A 23,107-nucleotide genomic window follows, 5' to 3' on the forward strand; every position below is an offset into this window, starting at 1 on the left:
GAGCGCTGGCGGCCTGCGCGCGATCCCAGGAGCATGGAACATCCTGCTCCGCTTGCCCCCGCCGCGCGGCTCCTCGGCTATGCCGGGCTGCTGCCGCTGATCGGCTGTGCCGCCGGCCTGGTCCTGCTGCCGATGCACCGCGTGGCATGGCTCGACGCCGGCTTCGGCTATGCCGCGCTGATCTTCAGCTTCCTCGGCGGACTGTGGTGGGGGCGGGGCGTCGCGCGCGGCAAGACCTCGCCCGCATTGTTCGGCATCGCGGTGCTGCCGTCGCTGATCGCCTGGGCGCTGATGCTGCTACGGCTGCTCCGCTGGACGACGGAAGAGGCGCTGCTGGCGCTGGGCGCGGCGATCCTGCTCTCGCCGATCGTCGACCTGGTGCTCGCCCGCAAGCAGGTGCAGGTGGAGGGCTGGATCGCGCTGCGCCTCCAGCTTTCTACCGGGCTGGGCGCGCTGACGCTGGCGCTCGCGCTGCTCTAGCTACGCGGCGGCGGCGGCGCTGCCGATCATCGTGCCGAGCCGATGGCCGGAGAGCCAGGCCAGCTCCACCCGCGGGCCGTTCAGCCAGTCGCCACAGGCGCCCAGGCGAAGGTTGCCGTTCCACAGGGCGCCCTTGTCGACGCCCGGCGTCATCGCGAACCGCCAGCGGTGCGCCGCGAGGTAGCGGAGGGCGGGCACCGGACCCTCGGCATGGGCGAGCAGCGCGGCGAGCAGCGCCTGCGCCACCGTGTCCGGCGCATCCTCGAGATGCGCGGTGGACCAGGAGCCGTGGCCCTGCACCACCCAGGTCTCGCCATCGTGGCGGCCGGGCTTGGCGCCGTCCCGCGCGGCCCAGCCGATGATGCCATGCTGCCGGATGCTGTCGGCGGCGATCGGCAGCCGCCCTTCGAAGGCGATCATCGCGGTCCAGCAGGGCTGCGACCGCGCGGCCATCGCGTCGGCCGCCATCATCAGGTCGTGCGTGCCGAGGATTGCGGCGGCCTGTTCGGCGGGAAGGGCGATGATCGCGGCGTCGAAGGGGCCGTGCTGCTGCTCCTGCAGCCGGACGTGCCAGCCTTGCGCGCTGCGGGTGAGGCCGACGACATGATGGCCGAAATGGACGCGATGCGCCGATGCCATGTGGCGCACCGGGGCGTTCATCGCCGGGGTGCCGACCCACGCGTCGGGTCCGGCTTCGTGCCAGGGACTGGCCACGCCCTGCGCGTGCCAGTCCTGCACCTGCCGCCGAAACCGGTCGTCGCGCACGGTAAAATATTGCGCGCCGTGATCGAACTGCAGCTGCTGCCCGTCCAGCTCGACGCGCCGGGTGGACATGCGACCGCCGGGGCCGCGCCCCTTGTCGAACAGTGTCACCCGATGACCGGCAGCCTGCAACTGGTCGGCGCAGGCAAGGCCCGCAATGCCGGCGCCGAGGATCACCACCTCCATCGCAGCGACCCCGCTCAATAGCCCATCAGCGACATCAGTTCGGCCCGGCTGCTGCGATCCTCGAGGAAACAACCCAGCATCCGGCTGGTGACCATGCCGACGCCGTGCGTCTTCACGCCGCGTCCGGTCATGCAGCCATGCTGCGCCTCGATCACCACTGCGACGCCGGCGGGCTTGAGATGGGTCCAGATCGCCTGGGCGATTTCGGCGGTCAGCCGCTCCTGGATCTGCAGGCGGCGGGCATAGCCGTGCAGCACGCGCGCTAGCTTGGAGATGCCGACCACCCGGTCCTTCGGCAGATAGGCGATCGACGCCTTGCCGGTGATCGGCGCCAGATGATGCTCGCAGTGCGACTGGAAGGGAATGTCCTTCAGAAGCACGATCTCGTCATAGCCCGCGACTTCCTCGAAGGTGCGGGCGAGGTGCATGCCGGGATCCTCGTCATAGCCGGCGCAATATTCGCGCCAGGCCTTGGCGTGGCGAAGCGGCGTGTCGCGCAGTCCTTCCCGCTCCGGGTCCTCGCCGACCCAACGCAGCAGGGTGCGAACCGCTTCCTGCACTTCGTCCGGGACCATTTCCTGCGCAGTTTCGTTCTCGGCCCGCTCTATATCGTTGCAGAAGAAGTTCATCGGGCCTACCTTTCGTTTCACCGGCAGCGTTCGCCTGGCACGCCGGCATCGAGTGTCCTCCACATGAGGAACCCGGCCGAAACCGGGAACATGGACAAAAGGGTATCCGCTTGCGCGACCCTGTAAGGATGCAGAAAGCCGACCAATGCCACTGACCGACATGATCGCCGGGAGCGCCGTCGCCGCGGTGCTGAGCAACCCCCGCCTGCCCGACAATCCCATCATCGACTGCAACGAGGCGTTCATCGCGCTGACCGGCTATCAACGCGACGAGATCGTCGGCCGCAACTGCCGCTTTCTCTCCGGCGACAAGACCGAACCCTGGCTGAGCGAGGCGCTGAGCGCCGGGGTGCGCGAGAAGCGCCCGGTGATGGTGGAGATCCTCAACTACAAGAAGGACGGAACGCCGTTCCGCAACGCGGTGCTCGTCGCGCCGATCTTTGGCGAGGACGGCGAGCTCGAATATTTCCTCGGCTCGCAGATGGAAGTGGAGGGGCCGAAGGAGGGTACCACCCACCGCGCCACGGTGGCACGCGACAAGATCGACGCGCTGTCCCCGCGTCAGCGCGCGGTGTTGATCGCGATGGCCGCGGGCAAGCTCAACAAGCAGATCGCCTATGATCTCGGCCTGACCGAGCGGACGATCAAGATGCATCGCGCCGCGATGTTCCGCGCACTCGGCGTGCGGACCGCGGCGGACGCGGTGCGGATGGCGATCGAAGCCGGCTATTGAGCGTGGTCAGTCAGGGTCGCGCTCGCCGGAGGCGGCCGTGAGCGGGGCGGGATGCCCGTCCAGCGCGCGGGCGAGTGCCTCGCGGTCGAGCTTGCCCTCCCACCGCGCGACGACGAGCGTCGCCACTGCATTGCCGATGAAGTTGGTGAGGCTGCGGCACTCGCTCATGAACCGGTCGACGCCCAGCACCAGCGCCATGCCGGCGACGGGCACCTTGGGGACGATTGCCAGCGTTGCGGCCAGCGTGATGAACCCGGCGCCGGTGACGCCCGCCGCGCCCTTCGAGCTCAGCATCGCGACCCCGAGCAGCGCGAGCTGCTCGCCGAGCGAGAGATGGACCCCGGTCGCCTGGGCAATGAACAGCGCCGCCAGCGTCATGTAGATATTGGTGCCGTCGAGGTTGAACGAATAGCCGGCGGGAACGACGACGCCGACCACCTCGCGCGCGGCGCCGGCTGCCTGCATCTTCTCGATCAGCGCGGGCAGCGCGGCCTCGGACGAGGAGGTGCCGAGCACCAGCAGCAACTCGGCGCGCAGGTAGCGCAGCAGCTTGAGGATCGAAAAGCCGGTGAGCGCACCCACGGTGCCCAGCACGACCAGCACGAACAGCGCCGAGGTGAGATAGAAGGTGCCGACCAGCGCGCCGAGGCTGACCAGCGTGCCGACGCCATATTTGCCGACGGTGAACGCCATCGCGCCGAACGCGCCGACGGGCGCCGCCCACATCACCAGCGACACGAGGCGGAAGACCACGGTCGCGAGGCGCTCGAGCAGATCGGTCACGGGCGCGGCGGGCTCGCCGACCAGCGACAGCGCGATGCCGAACAGGATCGCGACGAACAGCACCTGCAGGATCGAACCGCTGGTAAAGGCGGACACCAGCGTTTCGGGGATGATCGCGAGCAGGAACCCGGTGAGCGTGCTCTCATGGGCCTTGGCGGCGTAGCCCTGCACGGCGCTGGCATCGAGCGTACGCGGATCGACATGCATGCCCGCGCCGGGCTGGATCAGGTGCGAGACGATGAGCCCGACGATGAGCGCAAGGGTGGAGAAGACCAGGAAATAGGCAAAGGCCTTGACCGCCACCCGGCCCAGCGATCCGACCCCGTGCGACCCTGCGATGCCGGTGACGACGGTGAGGAAGATCACCGGCGGGATGATCATCTTCACCAGCGCGATGAACGCCTGCCCCAGCGGCTGGAGGCCCGCCCCGAAGCCCGGCAGGAAGGCGCCGGTCGCCACGCCGGCGACGATCCCGATCAGGACCCAGGTATAGAGCAGGCGCCACCAGGGACGGTGCGGTTTGGTTCGATCGGCAGAGGGAAGCATGCGGCGAATCTAGGCGGGGGCCGGGATACGGTCAACGCGCCCCTAGTCCGCCGGTGCCGGGGCCGGATGCGCAGTCGAGGCGCGGCGGCGGTCCGCATAGGGCGTCGATCGGGTATCGCGGAGCAACTGCAGTTCTTCCTCGCAGACCGGTGTGATCGCGCGATCGACATAGTCGAAGCGCGCCGGATCGCGCAGGATCCGTGCGAGCACCCGCCGCAGCCGGACATAGGTATGGATCGTGCCGCCCAGCGAATGGCACAAATGGCCGAGATAACGCGGATAGAATGTCAGGGGATGTTCGATCGGCATGCCGGACCGCCGCTGCCGCCGGCGCTTGATCCGCACATAGCCCGCCTCGAGCTTCGCCACGCCTTCCAACCGCACCGCCTCGCGATAGGCGACCAGTCGGTTCACGGTCGTCAGCTTCTTGTTCGAGCCGAGTGCCACCATCCGCCGCAGGATGCGCTCCATATGCTCCCAGGTGTAGAAGCTGCGATGGGCATCGCGAAACGCCCGGTCCCATTCATCGTCGGTCATGTGGGCGTGGTGGGTGACGCGGTGGTTGAGATCGTACTTGTTGAGGTCCGGGTCCATCCAGGCGCCCACAGCGTGCAGGCGGCGATGATCCTCGCTGCCCGGCAGCGGCGTCAGATAGTTGAGGTAGAGCGTGTCAATGGCAAGCTCGTCCTTGAGGATGGCGATGTCGTGCAGGATCGATGGGTAGCTGTCGTTGGAAAAACCGATGATGTAGCCGCAAGTGATCACCACCGGATGCCGCTTCCACGCAAGGACCATCGCGCGATAATCCTCGACGCGGTTCTGGCGTTTCTTCGCGGCTTCAAGATTATCCGCGTTGATGTTCTCGAGACCGATGAAGATCTGGTCGGCGCCGGCGGCCACGCATTTCTCGACGAACCGTGGAATCCGATGTGCCAGCGTATCGACCTGGATGACCAGACGTGCCGGCAGCCCCTCCGCGGCCAGCGCGATCAGCTTGTCGCAAAAGGCTTCCCAGTTCTTGTTCCGGGCGAAATTGTCGTCGGTGAGGAAGAAACGGTTGAAGCCCTGCGCGGCATTTGCCCGCACGATCGCCTCGAGATCCTCGACCGAGCGGAACCGGCTCTTGCGTCCCTGGACGTTGATGATCGTGCAGAAGCTGCATTCGAACGGACAGCCGCGGCCGAGATCGAGGCTGGCATATTTGTTGATGTTGCGTGCCACCTGCCCCTTGGGCAGCAGCGGGATCGGCGCCCCTTCCAGGCCGGGCGTGACCTTGAGGTGATCGTATAGCGGCTTCAGTTGGCCGTTCCAGGCGTCCTCGAGCACCTCGTCGATACGACCTTGCTCGGCCTCCCCGGCAAACAGGCCGATGCCGAGTGCCTGCGCCTCGCGGAGTTCCGGGGTAAGCGTCTTCAGCATCGATACCACGCCCGAGACGTGAAAGCCGCCGATCGCGACCGGCACGTCCGCCGCGCGGAACTGCCGCGCCAGGTCCATCGCGCGCGGAAATTGGTTGGTCTGCACCCCGACCAGGCCGACGAACCCCTTGCCGCCCGCGCGGCGAATGGCGCGGAGAATGCGCTGTGGATCGACCCGGCTGTGGATCTCGTCCATCGGGTGGAGGTCCACCGTCCGGCCGGCGAGCACGCCGCGATCCAGCGCATTCTGGACGATGCCGGTGAGGCAGGCGAGCGAATTGGACGGGATGATCGACCGCCACCATTGGAGCGGATAACCCTCGTCGTCATAGCGCGTGGGCTTGATCAAATAGATTTGAAAATCCCCCATGCGGTAAAAATACCGCAAGACGAGACGATGGGCCAGCACAAGTATCTAAGCGGGCAGTACCGGAGGAAGTCGCCGCAAGACGATGCGCGGAAATGAAAAAGGGATGCTACCGAACCGGCAGCACCCCTATCCGGATCGAATTTGCGCCGCGTCAGCCGCCGTTGCCCGGCGTCGTGCTGTCCGTTCCGTTGTCCGGCGTGGCGTTGCCGATCATTGCCTCGGCCTCGGCATTGGCGCGGTCCTCGGCATCGTTCTGGTAGATCATCGCATTGGCTTCGGGCGCGCCATTGGATGCGTCCGCCACATTGCCCTCACCGCCGCTGCACGCCGCGAGCGGCACCAGCGCCATTGCGGCGGCCATCAGGCGAAGCTTGATCATCCGGGTGCTCCCACATCAATCTGAAACTCGTTTCGCCTGCGGTTCGACCGGCGGCGACGAACCCGGTGCATGGTATGGACCACGGGTTGCGTCAATCACAAATATGTCGCAACGCCGTGGATATGCCATGTTTTTGCCCGATTTGGGGCAGGTGTCACTCCTGGCTGGGAGTTTGTACCGGGCCAATCTCTTCGGGTGCATTTGCTACGATGGCGAGCATCGCCGCCCAGGCCGCGACGTTCTGGCGCAGCTGCTCGGGATCGATCTTGTCGAGCGTGTCGTCGGGCGTGTGGTGCAGGTCGAAATAGCGCAGGCCCGACTGGTTCATGCCGATCGTGCCGACGCTGCGCGCGAGGATCGGTTCGACATCGGTGCCGCCATGCGCCACGCCGCGGCCACGCTCGATGCCGATCGGATAGAGCGCGGTTTCCAGCCGGTCGGCGATCGCCTTTGCGCCGGTCGGGAGGTTGGTCTCGAACTTCCAGATCCGGTCGGCGCCGAAATCGGATTCCATCGCCAGCGCGTGGCGTTCGGCCGCATGCGCCTTGGCATAGGCCGCGCCGCCAAAGCCGCCGACTTCCTCGGCGCCGAACCACACCACGCGGATCGTGCGGCGCGGCTGGCCCAGCTTCGCCGCCTGCAGCGCCGCGGCGGTGGTGATCGCGACGCCAGCCGCGTCGTCAATCGCGCCGGTGCCGAGGTCCCAGCTGTCGAGATGGCCGCCGACGACGATGACGCCGGCCGCCGGATCGCTGCCGGGAATGTCGGCGATGACGTTGCCCGATTCCGCCTCGCCCTTGAATTGCGGCGTGACGCTGAGGCGCAGCTTCACCGGCCCGCGCTTGACCAGTCGCACCAGTTGCTCGGCGTCCGGCACGGAGAGTGCGGCCGCCGCGATCGGCGAGACACCCTTGGCCCAGGTGGTGACGCCGGTATGCGGGTTGCGGTGGTGATCGGTGCCGATCGAGCGGATCAGCACGGCGGCGGCGCCCTTGCCGGCGGCGATGCTGGGACCGGCGCGGCGGACGGCACCGTAATAGCCATATTGCGAGCCGTCCTGCGTCGGCACCATCGCATGGTCGATAAAGGCGATCTTGCCCTTGAGGCTGCCGGCCGGCGCCGCCTGGAGATCGGCGAGCGAGGGGAAATAGACGATTTCGGCTTCGAGCGGCTGCGCGCCGGTCGATCCCGAATAGCCGAGCGCGGCGATGCTGAGCTTCTGCGACGATGCGCCGAGCACTTCCGCCGTCTCCACGCCGCGCACCCAAACCGGCATGCGATAGGTCTCGATATGGACGTTCTGGAAGCCGAGCGCGGTGAGCTTCTTGACGCCCCAGGCTCGGGCACGCGCCTCGGCCTCGGTCGCGGCGAGGCGCTGGCCGACCTCGGTGGTGAGTCCCTCCACCACGTCCCAGGCAACCTCGTCCTTCAGCGCGGCGTCGCGCGCGCTCGCCACCTGGGCGGCGGTCTGGGCTAGGGCGGGAAGGGGAAGGGCGAGCGCGGCGGCGGCCGCGAGCGGGAGGACCTTGATCATATACGCGATGCTAACCAGCGGGTGACCGATTGCAATGGGGCTCGCTCGCCGTTTCCGGGGACCCACAAAATTTCTGGAGAAGAAATTGCAACGCGTTGAAGGAAGCCTGTTTTAATAATGTCGAAGATCTCGACAAGGTTGGCGTAGTCGTCAGTAAAATCATACAAATAGGTGATTTTCCATAGACATAAAATCCATGCCTGCGAGCGCCGTTCGAACCGACTTCTCTACAATGGCAGAGACGAAAATATCTGTAGGGAGGATGCCGGTGAAAACCGTGCTCATGAATTCGATTGCGTTCCTCGCACTCGCTGGCCCAGCCTATGCGGGTCCCGAAGTTGCCGTTCCGAACGGCGGCGTAGCCCATGCCGATGCCGGCGATCCGCAAGCGGCGCCCGCCTCCAAGCCGAACAAGGCGGTGTTCTCCACTGGCGTCGCCAAGGGCCGCGACCTGCTGGACAGCGCCATCTCGACCAGCGCGATCGGCGGCGAGCGCATCGAGCAAATTGGCGCCCGCACGCTGGGCGAAGTGTTGCGCACGGTGCCCGGCATCCGCGTCGAGGACTGGGGCAATGGCGGCTATGCCAATTACACCATTCGCGGCCTGCCGCTGGCGGGCACCGGCTCGAAATGGCTGCAATTCCAGGAAGACGGCCTGCCGGTCCTCGAATTCGGCGATCTTTCCCACCTCAACAACGACATGCTCGTGCGGCCGGACCTGAACCTCGCCCGAATCGAATCGATCCGTGGCGGATCGGCCTCTACCTTCGCCTCCAACTCGCCGGGCGGCGTCCTCAATTTCATCTCGAAGACCGGCGAGGAGGAGGGCGGTTCGGTCGAGCTCAGCACCGGGTTGGTCGATTATGACAGCCAGCGTGGCGACTTCGAATATGGCGGTCGCCTCTCCAGCAATCTGCGCTTTCACCTCGGCGGCTATTATCGCGCCGGCGCCGGCGCGCGCGATCCGGGTGCGAGCAGCTTCCATGGGGGGCAACTGAAGCTCAACGTGACCCGCGACTTCACCAACGGTTATGTGCGCGTCTACGCCAAGCTGCTCGACGACCGGCAAGCCTTCTACACCGCGGGTCCGATGGGGGTAACGGGGAGCGATGCCGATCCCACCTATACGCCGATCGCGAACTTCGATCCGCGGACGAACAACACCATCTCGAAGAACCTGCCGATCTTGCTCGGCGTGAGCATCGATCCGAAGATCCTCCCCAATCCGCTGTCGCAGGCATGGCGGGTAAAGTCCAAGGCGCTGGGCCTGGAAGCCAAGTTCGACATTGCCGCCTGGACCTTTGTCGATCGCATGCGGTACAGCAATAATTCGAGTGCGGTCGGCGGGTCGCAGCCGATCATTGTCACTTCGGCGGGGAGGCTGGCCGCGATGTTCGGCGGTCCTGGCGCGAGCTTTTCCTATGCCAGTGGTCCCAATGCCGGGCAGGCGATCACCAATCCGGCGACCTTGAACGGCAACGGTCTCGCAGCCTATACCGCGTTCAACACGCTGGGCAGCCCCAAGGCCGACTATTTCGTCAACGACTTCCGCGCCTCGCGGGTATGGAAGGTCGCCGGCGGAGACCTGACGCTGACCAGCGGCGTGTACAAGGCGCTCCAGAACTTCACCACCATCCTGTCGATGGACGCGGGCTATCAGGATTTCGCCGGACCGAACTCGGCGCTCCTCGATCTGCGCACGGCCGGGGGCACGAAGCTGACCCAGGGCGGGGTTGCCGCATTCAGCACCTTCCCCTTCACCGTGGCGGGCAACCGCTATGGCGACGTCGATCACGACATTACCGCGCCCTACGGGTCGCTGAACTTCCACAAGGGCCGCGTGTCAGTCGGCGGCAGCCTTCGCTATGACAGCGGCAAGGTGAAGGGACAGCGCTACGGCATCGAACTCGGCGGCAATCGCACGCGCTGGCGCCCGTTCGACATCAATGGCGACGGCGTCATCAGCCAGCCGGAGCAGGTGGCCGACGGCATCCAGGCAGACATGCCCGCCCCGGTCGATTATTCCTATCACTATGTCAGCTATTCGGTCGGCGTGAACTTCCGGATTTCGCAGAGCTTCGCCGCGTTCGCGCGCTACAGCAAGGGCGCCCGCGCGCTGGCGGACTCGATTTACTTTACGCCGATCATCAATTCGGTCACTGGCAAGCCCGCGCATCGCAAGGACGTCTACGATCCCGTCCGCCAGGCGGAGGCGGGCGTAAAGTATCGCACCGACACGCTGACCCTGAATCTGACGGGCTTCGTGGCCAACACGGCGGAGCAGAATTTTCAGGTCAACGCCGCTGCCAATGGCGTCCTTACGCTCGTGCCGTTCAGCCGCACCTATCGCGCCTATGGTGCGGAGTTCGAGGGCAGCTATCAGCGCGGTCCCTTCAGCCTGACCGCTGCGGCGACCTATACCCATGCCGAAATCAAGAGCGACAGCACCAATGCGGCGCTGGCCGGCAATACCCCGCGCCACCAGCCCACGCTGATCGTGCAGGCAATGCCGGTGGTGGACCTGGGCGCGGTCAGTCTCGGATCCTCGCTGGTCTATACCGGATCGAGCTACGCGCAGGACGTGAACAAGCTCAAGATGCCGGCCTACAGCACCGTCAACGCCTTCATCGAGTATCGACCGATCGATCGAATCACCGTTTCGGTCACCGGCAGCAACTTGTTCAACGCGCTGGGCCTGGTTGACGTCACCCAGGGCAGCATGCCTGCGGACGGTATCGTCAGCGTCCGCACGATCAACGGCCGCACCGTCGCGGGATCGATCCGCTTCAACTTCTGAGACCCTTTCGGGCTACCCCCCAACCTCACCCCCGTCGGACACCGTCCGGCGGGGGCTTTCTTTTGTCGCGGCGTGTGCGCATTGCGGCGCGCCCGCTGCGTTGCCAACCCGCGCCCGCATCGCTACATGCCACGCGTCTTTCCAGCATCCAGAATTTTCGCAACGGAGATCCGCCACCGTGGCTGCGCAGTACGCCTTCGTCATGAAGGACATGACCAAGACCTTCCCCGGCGCCCCCAAGCCGGTGCTCAACAACATCAACCTGCAATTCTACCAGGGCGCCAAGATCGGCATCGTCGGTCCGAACGGTGCGGGCAAGTCGACGCTCATGAAGATCATGGCGGGCATCGACAAGGATTTCGCCGGCGAGGCATGGCCGGGCGAGAACATCACCGTCGGCTATCTGCCGCAGGAGCCGCAGCTCGATCCGACCAAGAACGTGCTCGAGAACGTCAAGGACGGCGCGCGCGAAGTGGCGGACATGGTCGATCGCTTCAACGCCATTTCGGCCGAAATGGGCGATCCCAAGGACGACACCGATTTCGACGCGCTGATGGAGGAGATGGGCGATCTCCAGGCCAAGATCGATGCGGTCGACGGCTGGAGCCTCGACAACCAGCTCGAGATCGCGATGGAAGCGCTGCGCTGCCCGCCGTCCGACTGGCCGGTCGAGAACCTCTCTGGTGGTGAAAAGCGCCGCATCGCGCTCACCCGCCTGCTGATCCAGAAGCCGTCGATCCTGCTGCTCGACGAGCCGACCAACCATCTCGACGCCGAAAGCGTCAACTGGCTGGAAAACCACCTCAAGGAATATGCCGGCGCGGTGCTGATGATCACCCACGACCGCTATTTCCTTGACAATGTGGTCGATTGGATCCTCGAGATCGATCGCGGCAAGTATTTCCCGTACGAGGGCAATTACTCGACCTATCTCGAGAAGAAGGCCAAGCGCCTCGAGCAGGAAGACCGCGAGGCCACCGGCCGCCAGAAGGCGATTCGGGACGAGCTCGAGTGGATCCGGCAGGGCGCCAAGGCCCGCCAGACCAAGTCGAAGGCGCGTATCGCAAAGTTCGAGCAGCTGGTCGCCAGCCAGGAAAACCGCACGCCGGGCAAAGCCCAGATCGTCATCCAGGTGCCCGAGCGCCTGGGCGGCAAGGTGATCGAGGCCAAGAACATCTCCAAGGCGTACGGCGACAAGCTGCTGTTCGAGAACCTCTCGTTCATGCTGCCGCCGGGCGGCATCGTCGGCGTGATCGGACCGAACGGCGCGGGCAAGTCGACGCTGTTCAAGATCATCACCGGCCAGGAAACCCCGGACTCCGGCGATATCGAGATCGGCTCGACCGTGCGCCTCGGCTATGTCGACCAGAGCCGCGATCATCTCGACGACAGCAAGAACGTCTGGGAGGAAATCTCGGACGGGCTCGACTATATGAAGATCAACGGCCACGACCAGTCGACGCGTGCCTATGTCGGCGCGTTCAACTTCAAGGGCCAGGACCAGCAGAAGAATGTCGGCAAGCTCTCGGGCGGTGAGCGCAACCGCGTCAACATCGCCAAGATGCTGAAGCGCGGCGGCAACGTGCTGCTGCTCGACGAACCGACCAACGACCTCGACGTGGAAACGCTGGGTGCGCTGGAAGAGGCGATCGAGAATTTCGCGGGCTGCGCCGTGGTGATCAGCCACGATCGCTTCTTCCTCGATCGTCTCGCCACGCACATCCTCGCCTTCGAGGGCAACAGCCATGTCGAATGGTTCGAGGGCAATTTCGAAGCCTATGAGGAAGACAAGCGCCGTCGCCTGGGCGATGCCGCCGATCGTCCGACCGCGCTGGCCTATAAGAAGCTGACGCGCTGATCGTCGCCAGAGACAAGAAAGGGCCGCTTCGCCAGCTGCGAGGCGGCCCTTTTTGTTTGTCCGCGAACCGGGGCTACGCGGTGAAGCGCTTGGTGAAGCCCTTGTGCGCCTTGTCCTCCGCCACCTGCACGCTCTCGACATGCTCGACGCGGGCGAGCGGCGGACCTTCGCGGCATGCCTCGACCAGCAGGCTAAGCGCGGTGTCTTCGCCGGCGGCGAGGATCTCCACCCGCCCGTCCCGCAGGTTGCGGACCCAGCCGGTCAGCCCGCTGCGCTGCGCGGTTCGCACCACCCAGTCGCGATAGCCGACCCCCTGTACCCGTCCCGAAACCAGGATTCGCTGCTGCGCCATACGCTCCCTTTATACCCGCCCGACGATCTGGGCTCCACTCACCTGTAGCAGTCTGGCACAGATGGGAAGCGGGGAAGGCGAACGGTCCGCCGCAACTGGGGCAGGCCCCAGCGCGTCAGGGGTAGGTGATGGCGATCACTTCATATTCGCGCTCGCCTGCCGGCAGCGTCACGCGGCGAAGGTTGCCGATGCGGGCACCGCGCAGGGCGCGGGCGAGCGGTGCGTTCCAGCCGACCAGCCCCTTGCCGGCATCGGCCTCGTCGTCGCCGACCAGGGTGAGGGTGCGGTGGTTGTCGTCCTCGTCGGCGATGGTCACGCAGGCGCCGAAGTACACGCCGCTGCGATCCTCCTGGCGGGTGGGATCGACGACCTTGGCGGCCTTCATCCGCCGGGCAAGAAAGCCCAGCCGCCGATCGATCTCGCGCAACCGCTTGCGGCCGTAGATATAATCGCCATTCTCGGAGCGATCGCCATTGCCCGCCGCCCAGGCAATGGTGTCGACCAGCTTGGGGCGTTCGTGCCCGAAGAGCTGGTCATATTCGGCCTTGAGCGCCGCATAGCCTGCGGGCGTGATATAGTTGGGGCGATCGTTCATGATCGCCCTGCGCTATCAGCCCGGCCGGCTCTTGCCCAGATACCAGCTGAGGTTCGCCGTGCCCTTGCTGCGCGCATAGGAGGGATTCATCAGATCATAGACCACGGCGTTTTCCAGCACGCGCTGGACGTAGTTCTTGGTTTCGAAGATCGGGATCTGCTCGATCCAGCGGACCATGTCGCCGCCGGGCAGGCGCGGGTCGCCATAGGCGCTCAGCCATTTGTTCACATTGCCCGGCCCGGCATTGTAGGCCGCGACCGCCAGCGGATAGCAGCCGCCATAGTAATTGAGCATGCGCTGGAAATAGCTCGATCCGAGCTCGATATTGTAATCGGTGTCGGCGTTGAGCGCGCCGGGATTGTAGCTCCTGCCGAGCTTGATCGAGGTCTCACGCGCGGTGCCGGGCATCAGCTGCATCAGCCCGCGCGCGCCGGCGCGGCTTACCGCGTCGCGGTTGAACTGGCTTTCCTGGCGAGCGATGGCGTGGATGATCGTCCAATAATCGCGCTGCCCCTCGGGCACCTTCACGGAAGGGTAGCCGGCGGCGCTATAGTCGGACAGGCCGTTCTGCAACGCGCTGCGGCCGACCATCACGCCCAGATCCGGGCGACCCAGCGTGCGGCTGAGATCGGCGGCAAGGAGATGGTCGTCCTCGGTGGTCGCGTCCTCGGCGATCTTGCGGAGGAACAGGCTCTGGTCGCTGCGATTGCCCATCTGGCCGAGGAGCTGCGCGGCGCGGACGAGTTCGCGGCGGTAGAAGGCCTCCCGCGCGCCCGGCGTCGGAGTCTTGCCGGAAAGGTCGCGGGGGCCGCGCAGCGGCTGGCCGAGCCGCTCGACCGCGAGCTGGCCGTAGAACAGGTCGGGAAAGCCGCCGGCACGGGTGTAATAGGCCTGCGCGCTCGACATGTTCCCGGCAGCCTCCGCGGCGCGACCGGCCCAGTACATGCCCTTGGACTGCGTGCCGGGGGTCTTCGAGCCGCGGCCATAGCGCGCGAACATGCCGACCGCATCGTTCGGACGCCCGAGATTGTAGAGCGCCACCGTCCCCGCGAGCCAGGTGAGGCTGGTATAATCGTCGCGTACGCCGAGCGAGAGATCGCTGACGTCGGTGCCCGAGGGGAAGGCATCGTCCACCTGCGAAGCGATACGATAGGCAAGGTCATACTGCCCGTCCGCCAGCGCACCGCGCGCGGCCGACAGCAGCACCTCGTACCATTTCTCCGGATCGCCCGGGAAACCCGCCATCCGCCGCGGCTGGGCGAGGTACGACCGCATCAGCTGGGTTTGGCCGGTCTGGCCGAGCCAGCGCGCCCGATCGGCGATATAGCCATGATCGGCGCCGCCGCGTGCCTCGGCGAGGCTCGCCTTGCTCGCGGCGTCATAGGCGTTGGTGCGATAGGCGATCCGCGCGTCGAACACCGCGCGCAGCTCGGGCGAGGTGAAGGCCAGCTGCCGCGTCGCGATGCTCGTAGCACCCTGCCACAGCAGCATGTCCTCGCGCGCATCATGGTCGGCCGGGCGGAGCGCGGTGCCGAACGCGGCGAGCAGCTTGCTTTCGTCGGCGCCGCGCAGGACGCCCGCGCGCCAGGCACGCCGCGCCTGGTCCTCGGCCTCGGCGCGGCGGCCGGCGGCAGCAAGTGCCTCGGCATAGCGTAGCCGGCCGGCCGGCGTGATCGGCGGGAAGCGGGTAAAGAAACGGACGGCGAGGTCCGGCATGGTCGCGCCGCTGTCGAGGATCGTCTCGGCGGCCGCGCGGCGGCTCTTCTCGCCGGGCCAACCGGGATGGGCGAGCAGGAAATTGGCATAGTCGGAAAAGGCGTAATTGTCCGACTGCTGCAGCCGCTTCCATTCGACCAGCGCCGTGCTCACCGGATCGAACTGGGCCTGGGCCTGCGGCACGAAGCCGCCCGCCAGCGCCGCCAGCATCGCAGGGGTCACCTGCGAGGAGGCCGCCAGTCCCGAAACACCGGCGAACAGCAACGCGCCTTTGAGTACCGTACCGACCATGCTGGACATGATAGGAGATCCGCCCGTATCTGCCACCCCGTTTATACCGAAAAGAGGATGATTCCGCGCGATGTTTTCTGGATCGATCCCTGCGTTGGTGACGCCGTTCCAAAACGGCGCGTTCGCGGAGGAGGATTTCCGCGCGCTCGTCGAATGGCAGATCGGCGAAGGCTCCGCCGCGCTGGTGCCCTGCGGCACCACAGGCGAGGCCGCGACCATGCCGAAGGACGAGCATTTCCACATCGTACGGGTGTGTGCCGACCAGGCAAAAGGTCGGGTGAAGATCCTCGCCGGCGCCGGCTCGAACGACACGCGCGTGGCGATCGACAACGTCCATGCGGCGAAGGACGCAGGCGCCGACGCCGCGCTGATGGTGCCGCCCTATTACAACCGCCCGAGCCAGGAAGGCATTTTCCGCCATTTTGCCGCAGTGGCCGAGGCGACTGATCTGCCGATCGTGCTCTACAACGTGCCCGGCCGAACGGTCACCGACATCCAGCCCTCGACCATGGCGCGGATCGTCCAGGCCTTTCCCGAGCGCTTCGTCGGCGTGAAGGACGCGACCGGCAACCTCGGCCGCGTGTCCGAACAGCGCGCGGGCTGCGGCACCGGCTTCGTCCAGCTTTCGGGCAATGACGAGACCGCGCTGGCGTTCAACGCGATGGGCGGCGTCGGCTGCGTCTCGGTGACGGCGAACGTCGCGCCGAAGCTGTGTGCCGAATTCCAGGCGGCCTGGGCTGCCGGCGACACCGCCGGGGCGCTAGCCCTGCACGACAAGCTCTATCCGCTCCACATCGCGATGTTCACCGATGCCTCGCCGGGGCCGGTGAAGTACGCGATGGGCCGGGTCCGCCCCGGCTTCCCGCAGGAACTCCGCCTGCCGATGACCGAAGCGGGCGAAGCGAGCCGGAAGGCGGTCGACGCCGCGCTGGAATTCGCCGGGCTTCTCTGACGAACGGACCGGGGCGCCAACAAACGGCTGGCGCTCCGGCCGCTCCATCCCTACATCGCGCGGTCTTATGGCCCGTCCGCGTCCCGCAACTTTCGACAAAGTGAAGACCGTCGCCGAGAACCGGCGCGCCCGCTTCGACTATTTCATCGAGCAGACCTACGAAGCCGGGCTGGTCTTGACCGGCACCGAAGTGAAGTCGCTGCGCTTCGGCGAGGGATCGATCGCCGAGGCCTATGCCGAGGTGAAGGACGAGGCGGTGTGGCTGGTAAACGCCAACATCCCCGAGTTCAGCCACGGCAACCGCTTCAACCACGAGGCCAAGCGGCCGCGTAAACTGCTCCTTCACGAGCGGGAAATTAACAAGCTCCATGGGGCCGTTGCCCGCGAGGGCATGACGCTCGTCCCGCTGTCGGTATATTTCAACAGCAAGGGCCGGGCGAAGGTCGAGCTGGCGCTGGCGAAGGGCAAGAAGACGCATGACAAGCGCGAAACCATCAAGGAACGCGACTGGAAGCGCGAACAGTCGCGCATCCTCCGCGACCGCGGCTGAGGTGGCACGGCCGGGCCGCCTGCGCCGCCTGGCCGACAGCGCGATCCCGAGCCGCGAATCGATCGAGACCCATCGTTGGCTCAAGCCCATCGCCGGCCGGGTGATGCACAGTTCGCTGTGGCGCTTCACCCGCCGTTCGGTGCCGCGTGGGGTGGCGCTGGGAATGGTGACCGGCATCCTGGTGCCGATGGGCCAGATCCCGGCTTCGGCGGTGCTGGCGCTGCCGCTGCGCGCGAATATCCCGGCCGCTGCGGCGACAACCTTCCTGACCAATCCGTTCACGACGCCGCCGCTCTGGGTCGCCGCCTATTGGCTGGGAAGCTGGATGCTTGGGCCCGGTACGCCAAGCGCAACGGCGGCAGGCGAGGCGCCGGGCTGGCTCGACTGGCTGCTCCATGAGGCGGGGCCGGCGACGCTTACCGGTCTGGTGACGATTGCGGTCGCACTGTCGGTGCTGGGCTATGCCGGTACCGCGCTGCTGTGGCGCTGGTGGATCGCCCGCAAGCGCCGGCTGCGACTGCGCGCACGGGCTGCCCGCGACTGATCCGATACGCGATCGCGGCTTGACGCTGGCGCCGGGACCGAACAACGGTACCGCATGGCAAGTCTGCCCGATGCCGAGCTGCCCAAGCCGTCGTTGTTGCTGCCCCTGGCGGCAGCGGCCGTCACCGGCGTCGCTGCCGCCGGCCTCATCCTGTTCAGCCTCAACGATCGCGCGCTCGCCGCGGGCTTCCTGGGTGCCGCGGTGCTCGCGACCGGACTGGTCCTGTCGAGCGCGCGGCTGTTCCGCACGCCGATGACGGTCGAGCGCTATACCGATTGGGCGATCGCGCACGCGCTCGCCTCGGCCAGCGACGATGCCCTGGCGGTGACCGATCGCAGCGGCCGGCTGGTCTGCGCCAACCCGCGCTACGAGGCGCTGTTCGGCGGCTGGCCGACGCCGCCCAACCTGCCGATCGGCGAGGAGGGCGAGCGCGCGCTCGGCGCCTGCGCCCGCGCCGCATGGCGGGACGGGGAGAGTCGCTGCGGCGACGTCCAGGTGTTCGGCGCGCAGGTGGCGGTACGGGTCGCGCGGGTCGGCGACGAGTCGCTGGTCTGGCGGTTCATCGGCATCCACGCGCTCGATCTCGCGGTGCAGATGCAGGGCCTGCTGGTCGGCCCGACCGGCGACCGGCTGGGCGGCGCCGGCGTGATGGTGGTGCTGGTCGCCCCCGATGGCAGGATTCGCGCGGCCAACCGGGTGTTTCGCCACCGCGCCCTGGGCAGTGCCGAGCTGATGGCCGACGGCCGCGATTTCGCGCGGCTGCTGATCACCGATTCGATCGGGCAGGTCCGCTTCGAACGCGAAGGCATCGAGGGCACGCCGCTGCGCGTGCTGCAGATCCCGTTCCTTGAGGGCGAGGAAGCGCCGCTCCTCGTCGCGCTGCTGGACGAGGAGGCCGCGGCGATCACCAGCGCGCCCTTGGGGGGCAGCGCCACCGCGCATGTCCATTCGCTGATCTCGCTGTTGCCGACGGGGCTGGCGCTGATCGATCGCGACGGCCGCTTCCTGATGATGAACGACGCGTTCGTCCGCACCGCGCGCGTCAACCCGGCCGCGCCGCCGCTCTATCCGGGCGATCTGGTAGTGCGCGAGGACAAGGCGACGCTGGCCGATGCGGTGCGACGCTTCGCCGGCGGCGCGCCGCAGTCGCTCGAGATCACCGTGCGGCTGAAGGACGCGTCGGAAGAGCCGGTGGCGATCACCATCGCCGGCGCGCGCGGCCTTGCCGATGCCGCGGTGCTGCTCAGCCTCCGCGATTCGGGCGAGGAGGGCAAGCTCAAGCGGCAGATCGCCCAGGCGACCAAGATGCAGGCGGTGGGCCAGCTGGCGGGCGGCGTCGCGCACGATTTCAACAACATCCTGACCGCGATCATCGGCCACTGCGACCTGATGCTGATGCGCCATTCGCCCGGCGACAGCGATTATGACGACATCCAGCAGATCCGCGCCAATTCGAACCGCGCCGCCAGCCTGACGCGTCAGCTGCTCGCCTTTTCGCGCCAGCAGACGCTGCGCCCGCAGGTGCTGCAGTTGCCCGACATCATCTCCGAAGTTTCCAACCTGCTGAAGCGGCTGCTCGGCGAGACGGTGTCGCTCGACGTCAAGCATGGCCGCAATCTGGGCCCGGTGCGCGCCGATCCGGGCCAGCTCGAGCAGGTCGTCGTCAACCTCGCGGTCAACGCGCGCGACGCGATGCTGAGCAAGAACCCCAGCGGCGGCGGATCGCTGACCATCGAGACGCTCGCCGTCTCCGCCGCCGATGTGCGCCGGATGGACGACGACGTGCTGCCGGTCGGCGACTATACCGCCTTGCGCATCTCGGACACCGGCACCGGCATTCCCCCGGAGATCCTGCCCAAGATCTGGGAGCCGTTCTTCACCACCAAGGAAGTCGGCAAGGGCACCGGGCTCGGTCTGTCGACCGTCTACGGCATCATCAAGCAGTCGGGCGGCTATATCTTCGCCGAGAATGTTCCCGATGCGGGCGCCGCCTTCACCATCTACCTCCCCGTCCACACCGCGCCCGAAGCCGCGGTCGCCAAGCTGCCGGTGACCAAGGACAAGCCGGCCGATCTGTGGGGCACCGGCACGATCCTCGTCGTCGAGGACGAGGACATGGTGCGCGCCATCGCCGAGCGCGCGCTCACCCGGCAAGGCTATTCGGTGGTCACCGCCGAAAATGGCGAAGTCGCGCTGGAAACGATCGAGACGATGGACAAGCCCGACCTGCTGGTTTCCGACGTCGTAATGCCGGTGATGGATGGGCCCAGCATGGCGCGCAAGGTCCGCGATCGTTGGCCGGACCTTCCGATCCTGTTCATGTCGGGCTATGCGGAGGAACAATTGCGCCGCTCGATCGATCTCGACAATGTCGCCTTCCTGCCGAAACCCTTTTCCGTGCAACAACTTGCAGAAGCGGTGCAGGAGATCCTGGTGACCAAATAAGTGCTTGGCATGAAACCATTTTCCTGCAAAGGGGGACGCATGCAGGGTCCGCGTAACATTCTCATCGTCGAAGACGAGCCGTTGATTGCCATGATGCTCGAGGATTTCCTCGACGCGCTCGACCGGGTGCCGGCGGGCACGGCGGACAATGTCGCCGAGGCGCTCGACCGGATCGGCGCGGGCGGCATCGATGCGGCGATCCTCGACGTCAACCTGCGCGGCGGCGAGCAGAGCTGGCCGATCGCCGACAAGCTCGCCGAACTCGGCATCCCGTTCGTGCTGGCGACCGGCGGTGCCGACGACAGCATCGCGCAGTCGCACCGCGACCGCCCGGTGCTCTCCAAGCCGTTCACGCTGGACCGTGTCGACAAGGTACTCAGCAGCCTGAGCTGAACCCTTCGCTTAGGGTTGTGCGCAGGGCAGGGGCGACGCTAAAGCCCCTGTCACCATGACCGAACTCCCCAAGACCTTCGACCCCGCCGACATCGAATCCCGCTGGTACGCCCATTGGGAGGACGAAGGCCTGTTCCGCCCCGAGCGCGCCGGCGCTGAGCCTTGGACGATCGTCAACCCGCCGCCCAACGTGACGGGCAGCCTCCACATCGGCCACGCGCTCGACAACACGCTGCAGGACATCCTCGTCCGCCATGCGCGGCTGAAGGGCAAGGACGCGCGCTGGGTGGTCGGCACCGACCATGCCGGCATCGCGACGCAGATGGTGGTCGAGCGACAGCTCAACGCCGCCGGCAGCAAGCGCACAGACTTCACCCGCGAGGCGTTCGTCGACAAGGTGTGGGAGTGGAAGGCCGAGAGCGGCGGGCAGATCACCCGCCAGCTGCGCCGGCTCGGCTGCTCGATGGACTGGGCGAACGAGCGCTTCACCATGGACGAGGGCTTCTCCAAGGCCGTCCTCAAGGTGTTCGTCGAGCTGCATCGCCAGGGCCTGCTCTACCGCGACAAGCGCCTGGTGAACTGGGATCCGGGCCTCGGCACCGCGATCTCGGACCTCGAGGTCGAGACCAAGGAAGTCCGCGGCAGTTTCTGGCACCTGCGCTATCCGCTGGCGGACGGCTCGGGCTTCATCCAGGTCGCGACGACCCGGCCCGAGACGATGCTGGCCGACATGGCCGTGGCCGTCCATCCAGAGGACGAGCGCTACAAGGCGCTGATCGGCAAGCAGGTTCGGCTCCCGATCACCGGCCGCCTGATTCCGATCGTCGGCGACGAGCATGCCGATCCGGAACTTGGTTCGGGTGCGGTGAAGATCACGCCGGGCCATGATTTCAATGACTTCGAGGTTGGAGTTCGCGCTGGCATCAAGGCCGGCGAGATGCTCAACATGCTCGATGCCAAGGCGGCGATCTGCCAGACGCAGGACGGGCTGGTGCCCGCCGAACTGATCGGGCTCGATCGCTTCGAGGCCCGCAAGGCGATCGTCGCGCGGCTGAAGGACGAGGGCTTCCTCGTACCCTTCGTCGACAAGGAAGGCGCCGAGCACGACGCCGAGCCGCGCACGATCCAGACTCCCTATGGCGACCGTTCGGGCCAGGTGATCGAGCCGTGGCTGACCGACCAATGGTATGTCGATGCCGCGACGCTCGCCAAGCCGGCGATCGAGGCGGTCCGCTCGGGCGCGACCAAGATCGTGCCGAAGAGCTGGGAAAAGACGTACTTCAACTGGATGGAGAACATCCAGCCCTGGTGCGTCAGCCGCCAGCTTTGGTGGGGCCATCGCATCCCCGCGTGGTTCGACGCCGACGGCAAGGCCTATGTCGCCGAGACCGAGGAAGAGGCGCAGGCCCAGGCCGGGGAGGGCGTCGCCCTCACCCGCGATCCCGACGTGCTCGACACCTGGTTCTCCTCGGCGCTGTGGCCGTTCGCGACGCTCGGCTGGCCGGAGAACAGCGACCCCACGCTCGGCGGTCGCTATTCGAACGATGTGCTCATTTCCGGCTTCGACATCCTGTTCTTCTGGGATGCGCGGATGATGATGCAGGGTTTGCACTTCATGGAAGAGGTGCCGTTCAAGACCTTGTATCTCCACGGTCTTGTCCGAGCGGCGGACGGGCAGAAGATGTCCAAGTCCAAGGGCAACACAGTCGATCCGCTGGGCATGATCGACAAGTATGGCGCCGATGCGCTGCGCTTTTTCATGGCGGCGATGGAGAGCCAGGGCCGCGACATCAAGATGGATGAGAAGCGGCTCGAGGGCTATCGCAACTTCGCGACCAAGCTGTGGAACGCCGCGCGCTTCTGCCAGGCCAACGGCATCGCGGCGAGCAAGCAGCTTGAGGCGCCGACGGCGGAACTGGCGGTAAACCGTTGGATCATAGCGGAAACCATCGCGACGGTGCAGGCGCTGGACTTGGCCCTGGCCGATCTGCGCTTCGACGAGGCGGCGAACAGCATCTACCAGTTCGTGTGGAGCCGCTTCTGCGACTGGTATCTCGAGCTGATCAAGCCGGTGCTGCAGGGCGAGGGCGTCGCCGCGGCGGATGCCGAGGAAACCCGCGCGGTGGCTGGCTGGGTGCTCGACCAGATCCTCGTCATGCTCCACCCGTTCATGCCCTTCATCACCGAAGAGCTGTGGTCGAAGATGGGCCCGCGCGACCATGACCTGATCGTCGCCAAGTGGCCGATGGCGGATGCGCGCGCGCTCGATCCGTCGGCCGCGCAGGAGATCGACTGGCTGATCCGGCTGGTGAGCGAGATCCGCGCAGCGCGGACCGAGCTCAACGTGCCGCCGGGCGCGCGGCTGGCGCTGCACGTGCGCGAGGCTTCGGCGGAAACGGCTGCGCGGCTGATCGGGCAGGAAGCGGCGTTGGCGCGGCTGGGTCGCGTCGATCAGGCGCAGGGCGACGCGCCTGCGGGTGGTGCGCTGCAGCTGGTAGTCGACGAAGCGACGTTCGTGATGCCGTTGGGCGACGTGGTCGATCTGGAGGCCGAGCGCGCCCGTCTCACCAAGGCGATCGCAGCGGCCGAGAAGGAGCGCGACGGGCTGGCGGGGCGGCTCGGCAATCCGAGCTTCGTAGAGCGGGCCAAGCCCGAGGCGGTCGAGAAGGCGCGGGCGGATCATGCCGAGAAGGCGGCCGAGGCCGAGCGGCTTTCGGCGGCGCTGGCGCGGTTGGGGTGATCTAGCCCGACTCACCCTCACCCTTCCGCCGCTTCGCGGCTCCCTCCCTCTCCC

At 66.6% G+C, this 23,107-nt stretch carries 19 protein-coding genes; 10 read left to right on the forward strand and 9 right to left on the reverse strand.

Features of this window, described 5'->3' with window-relative positions; all coding sequences use genetic code 11:
• The first annotated feature begins 33 nt into the window (after positions 1-33).
• Positions 34-480: a DUF3429 domain-containing protein gene (locus tag SAZ01S_RS05470; RefSeq protein ID WP_084580826.1), complete on the forward strand. Its 447-nt coding sequence runs from the start codon at positions 34-36 to the stop codon at positions 478-480.
• Here SAZ01S_RS05470 and SAZ01S_RS05475 read toward each other — a convergent pair whose 3' ends face one another.
• Both SAZ01S_RS05475 and folE read right to left on the reverse strand, forming a co-directional pair.
• Positions 481-1,428, reverse strand: a complete 948-nt coding sequence (locus SAZ01S_RS05475; protein ID WP_084580827.1) for an NAD(P)/FAD-dependent oxidoreductase — start codon at positions 1,426-1,428, stop codon at positions 481-483.
• Positions 1,429-1,442: 14 nt separating this feature from the next.
• Positions 1,443-2,057 (reverse strand): GTP cyclohydrolase I FolE, encoded by a 615-nt coding sequence (gene folE / locus SAZ01S_RS05480; RefSeq protein WP_084580829.1) that lies wholly within the window; start codon positions 2,055-2,057, stop codon positions 1,443-1,445.
• A 145-nt stretch (positions 2,058-2,202) separates the two neighbouring features.
• On the opposite strand from folE, the gene SAZ01S_RS05485 reads away from it, so the two are divergent.
• On the forward strand, positions 2,203-2,790 hold the full coding sequence (locus SAZ01S_RS05485) for a helix-turn-helix domain-containing protein (RefSeq protein WP_174596095.1): 588 nt from the start codon (positions 2,203-2,205) through the stop codon (positions 2,788-2,790).
• 6 nt (positions 2,791-2,796) lie between these two features.
• On the opposite strand, the gene SAZ01S_RS05490 is transcribed toward SAZ01S_RS05485, so the two are convergent.
• The 4 genes from SAZ01S_RS05490 to SAZ01S_RS05505 all read right to left on the reverse strand — a co-directional run bounded on the left by SAZ01S_RS05490 (position 2,797) and on the right by SAZ01S_RS05505 (position 7,820).
• Complete coding sequence (locus tag SAZ01S_RS05490; protein ID WP_084580831.1) at positions 2,797-4,119, reverse strand: dicarboxylate/amino acid:cation symporter; 1,323 nt, start codon at positions 4,117-4,119, stop codon at positions 2,797-2,799.
• A 42-nt stretch (positions 4,120-4,161) separates the two neighbouring features.
• Positions 4,162-5,886: a B12-binding domain-containing radical SAM protein gene (locus SAZ01S_RS05495; protein WP_167693081.1), complete on the reverse strand. Its 1,725-nt coding sequence runs from the start codon at positions 5,884-5,886 to the stop codon at positions 4,162-4,164.
• 172 nt (positions 5,887-6,058) lie between these two features.
• Positions 6,059-6,286 carry a hypothetical protein gene (locus SAZ01S_RS05500; RefSeq protein WP_084580835.1) on the reverse strand — a complete coding sequence of 76 codons (228 nt, stop codon included), beginning with the start codon at positions 6,284-6,286 and terminating at the stop codon, positions 6,059-6,061.
• A gap of 154 nt (positions 6,287-6,440) precedes the next feature.
• Positions 6,441-7,820 (reverse strand): M20/M25/M40 family metallo-hydrolase, encoded by a 1,380-nt coding sequence (locus SAZ01S_RS05505; protein WP_084580837.1) that lies wholly within the window; start codon positions 7,818-7,820, stop codon positions 6,441-6,443.
• 268 nt (positions 7,821-8,088) lie between these two features.
• On the opposite strand from SAZ01S_RS05505, the gene SAZ01S_RS05510 reads away from it, so the two are divergent.
• Complete coding sequence (locus SAZ01S_RS05510) at positions 8,089-10,617, forward strand: TonB-dependent receptor domain-containing protein (protein ID WP_167693082.1); 2,529 nt, start codon at positions 8,089-8,091, stop codon at positions 10,615-10,617.
• A gap of 178 nt (positions 10,618-10,795) precedes the next feature.
• Entirely contained in the window at positions 10,796-12,475 is a 1,680-nt protein-coding gene (gene ettA / locus SAZ01S_RS05515; protein WP_084580841.1) for an energy-dependent translational throttle protein EttA, read from the forward strand.
• 73 nt (positions 12,476-12,548) lie between these two features.
• Here ettA and SAZ01S_RS05520 read toward each other — a convergent pair whose 3' ends face one another.
• The 3 genes from SAZ01S_RS05520 to SAZ01S_RS05530 all read right to left on the reverse strand — a co-directional run bounded on the left by SAZ01S_RS05520 (position 12,549) and on the right by SAZ01S_RS05530 (position 15,429).
• Positions 12,549-12,827, reverse strand: coding sequence for an acylphosphatase (locus SAZ01S_RS05520; protein WP_084580843.1), 279 nt, complete (start codon positions 12,825-12,827; stop codon positions 12,549-12,551).
• A gap of 115 nt (positions 12,828-12,942) precedes the next feature.
• A complete protein-coding gene (gene greB, locus SAZ01S_RS05525) occupies positions 12,943-13,422 on the reverse strand; it encodes a transcription elongation factor GreB (protein ID WP_084580844.1) in 480 nt (159 codons plus the stop codon).
• A 15-nt stretch (positions 13,423-13,437) separates the two neighbouring features.
• Positions 13,438-15,429, reverse strand: coding sequence for a lytic transglycosylase domain-containing protein (locus SAZ01S_RS05530; RefSeq protein WP_084580846.1), 1,992 nt, complete (start codon positions 15,427-15,429; stop codon positions 13,438-13,440).
• A gap of 70 nt (positions 15,430-15,499) precedes the next feature.
• Between SAZ01S_RS05530 and dapA the strand changes: the two genes are divergently transcribed.
• The 6 genes from dapA to SAZ01S_RS05560 all read left to right on the forward strand — a co-directional run bounded on the left by dapA (position 15,500) and on the right by SAZ01S_RS05560 (position 23,053).
• A complete protein-coding gene (gene dapA / locus SAZ01S_RS05535; protein ID WP_084580848.1) occupies positions 15,500-16,381 on the forward strand; it encodes a 4-hydroxy-tetrahydrodipicolinate synthase in 882 nt (293 codons plus the stop codon).
• 67 nt (positions 16,382-16,448) lie between these two features.
• Positions 16,449-16,931 carry an SsrA-binding protein SmpB gene (gene smpB / locus SAZ01S_RS05540; RefSeq protein ID WP_084580850.1) on the forward strand — a complete coding sequence of 161 codons (483 nt, stop codon included), beginning with the start codon at positions 16,449-16,451 and terminating at the stop codon, positions 16,929-16,931.
• A gap of 1 nt (position 16,932) precedes the next feature.
• Positions 16,933-17,475 carry a DUF2062 domain-containing protein gene (locus tag SAZ01S_RS05545; RefSeq protein WP_245824629.1) on the forward strand — a complete coding sequence of 181 codons (543 nt, stop codon included), beginning with the start codon at positions 16,933-16,935 and terminating at the stop codon, positions 17,473-17,475.
• Positions 17,476-17,529: 54 nt separating this feature from the next.
• Positions 17,530-19,920, forward strand: coding sequence for a hybrid sensor histidine kinase/response regulator (locus SAZ01S_RS05550; RefSeq protein ID WP_084580854.1), 2,391 nt, complete (start codon positions 17,530-17,532; stop codon positions 19,918-19,920).
• Between the two features lie 39 nt (positions 19,921-19,959).
• On the forward strand, positions 19,960-20,313 hold the full coding sequence (locus tag SAZ01S_RS05555; RefSeq protein ID WP_084580856.1) for a response regulator: 354 nt from the start codon (positions 19,960-19,962) through the stop codon (positions 20,311-20,313).
• Between the two features lie 55 nt (positions 20,314-20,368).
• Positions 20,369-23,053 carry a valine--tRNA ligase gene (locus tag SAZ01S_RS05560; protein ID WP_084580858.1) on the forward strand — a complete coding sequence of 895 codons (2,685 nt, stop codon included), beginning with the start codon at positions 20,369-20,371 and terminating at the stop codon, positions 23,051-23,053.
• Positions 23,054-23,107 lie beyond the last annotated feature (54 nt).

This window comes from Sphingomonas azotifigens NBRC 15497, from assembly GCF_002091475.1.
Lineage (GTDB): Bacteria > Pseudomonadota > Alphaproteobacteria > Sphingomonadales > Sphingomonadaceae > Sphingomonas > Sphingomonas azotifigens.

Excerpts from the sequence above, each read along its gene's own strand:
- SAZ01S_RS05470 (WP_084580826.1), top strand. The coding sequence starts at position 34 with ATGGAACATCCTGCTCCGCTTGCCCCCGCCGCGCGGCTCCTCGGCTAT.
- SAZ01S_RS05475 (WP_084580827.1), bottom strand. The coding sequence starts at position 1,428 with ATGGAGGTGGTGATCCTCGGCGCCGGCATTGCGGGCCTTGCCTGCGCC.
- folE (WP_084580829.1), bottom strand. The coding sequence starts at position 2,057 with ATGAACTTCTTCTGCAACGATATAGAGCGGGCCGAGAACGAAACTGCG.
- SAZ01S_RS05485 (WP_174596095.1), top strand. The coding sequence starts at position 2,203 with ATGCCACTGACCGACATGATCGCCGGGAGCGCCGTCGCCGCGGTGCTG.
- SAZ01S_RS05490 (WP_084580831.1), bottom strand. The coding sequence starts at position 4,119 with ATGCTTCCCTCTGCCGATCGAACCAAACCGCACCGTCCCTGGTGGCGC.
- SAZ01S_RS05500 (WP_084580835.1), bottom strand. The coding sequence starts at position 6,286 with ATGATCAAGCTTCGCCTGATGGCCGCCGCAATGGCGCTGGTGCCGCTC.
- SAZ01S_RS05505 (WP_084580837.1), bottom strand. The coding sequence starts at position 7,820 with ATGATCAAGGTCCTCCCGCTCGCGGCCGCCGCCGCGCTCGCCCTTCCC.
- SAZ01S_RS05520 (WP_084580843.1), bottom strand. The coding sequence starts at position 12,827 with ATGGCGCAGCAGCGAATCCTGGTTTCGGGACGGGTACAGGGGGTCGGC.
- greB (WP_084580844.1), bottom strand. The coding sequence starts at position 13,422 with ATGAACGATCGCCCCAACTATATCACGCCCGCAGGCTATGCGGCGCTC.
- SAZ01S_RS05530 (WP_084580846.1), bottom strand. The coding sequence starts at position 15,429 with ATGGTCGGTACGGTACTCAAAGGCGCGTTGCTGTTCGCCGGTGTTTCG.
- dapA (WP_084580848.1), top strand. The coding sequence starts at position 15,500 with ATGTTTTCTGGATCGATCCCTGCGTTGGTGACGCCGTTCCAAAACGGC.
- smpB (WP_084580850.1), top strand. The coding sequence starts at position 16,449 with ATGGCCCGTCCGCGTCCCGCAACTTTCGACAAAGTGAAGACCGTCGCC.
- SAZ01S_RS05550 (WP_084580854.1), top strand. The coding sequence starts at position 17,530 with ATGGCAAGTCTGCCCGATGCCGAGCTGCCCAAGCCGTCGTTGTTGCTG.
- SAZ01S_RS05555 (WP_084580856.1), top strand. The coding sequence starts at position 19,960 with ATGCAGGGTCCGCGTAACATTCTCATCGTCGAAGACGAGCCGTTGATT.
- SAZ01S_RS05560 (WP_084580858.1), top strand. The coding sequence starts at position 20,369 with ATGACCGAACTCCCCAAGACCTTCGACCCCGCCGACATCGAATCCCGC.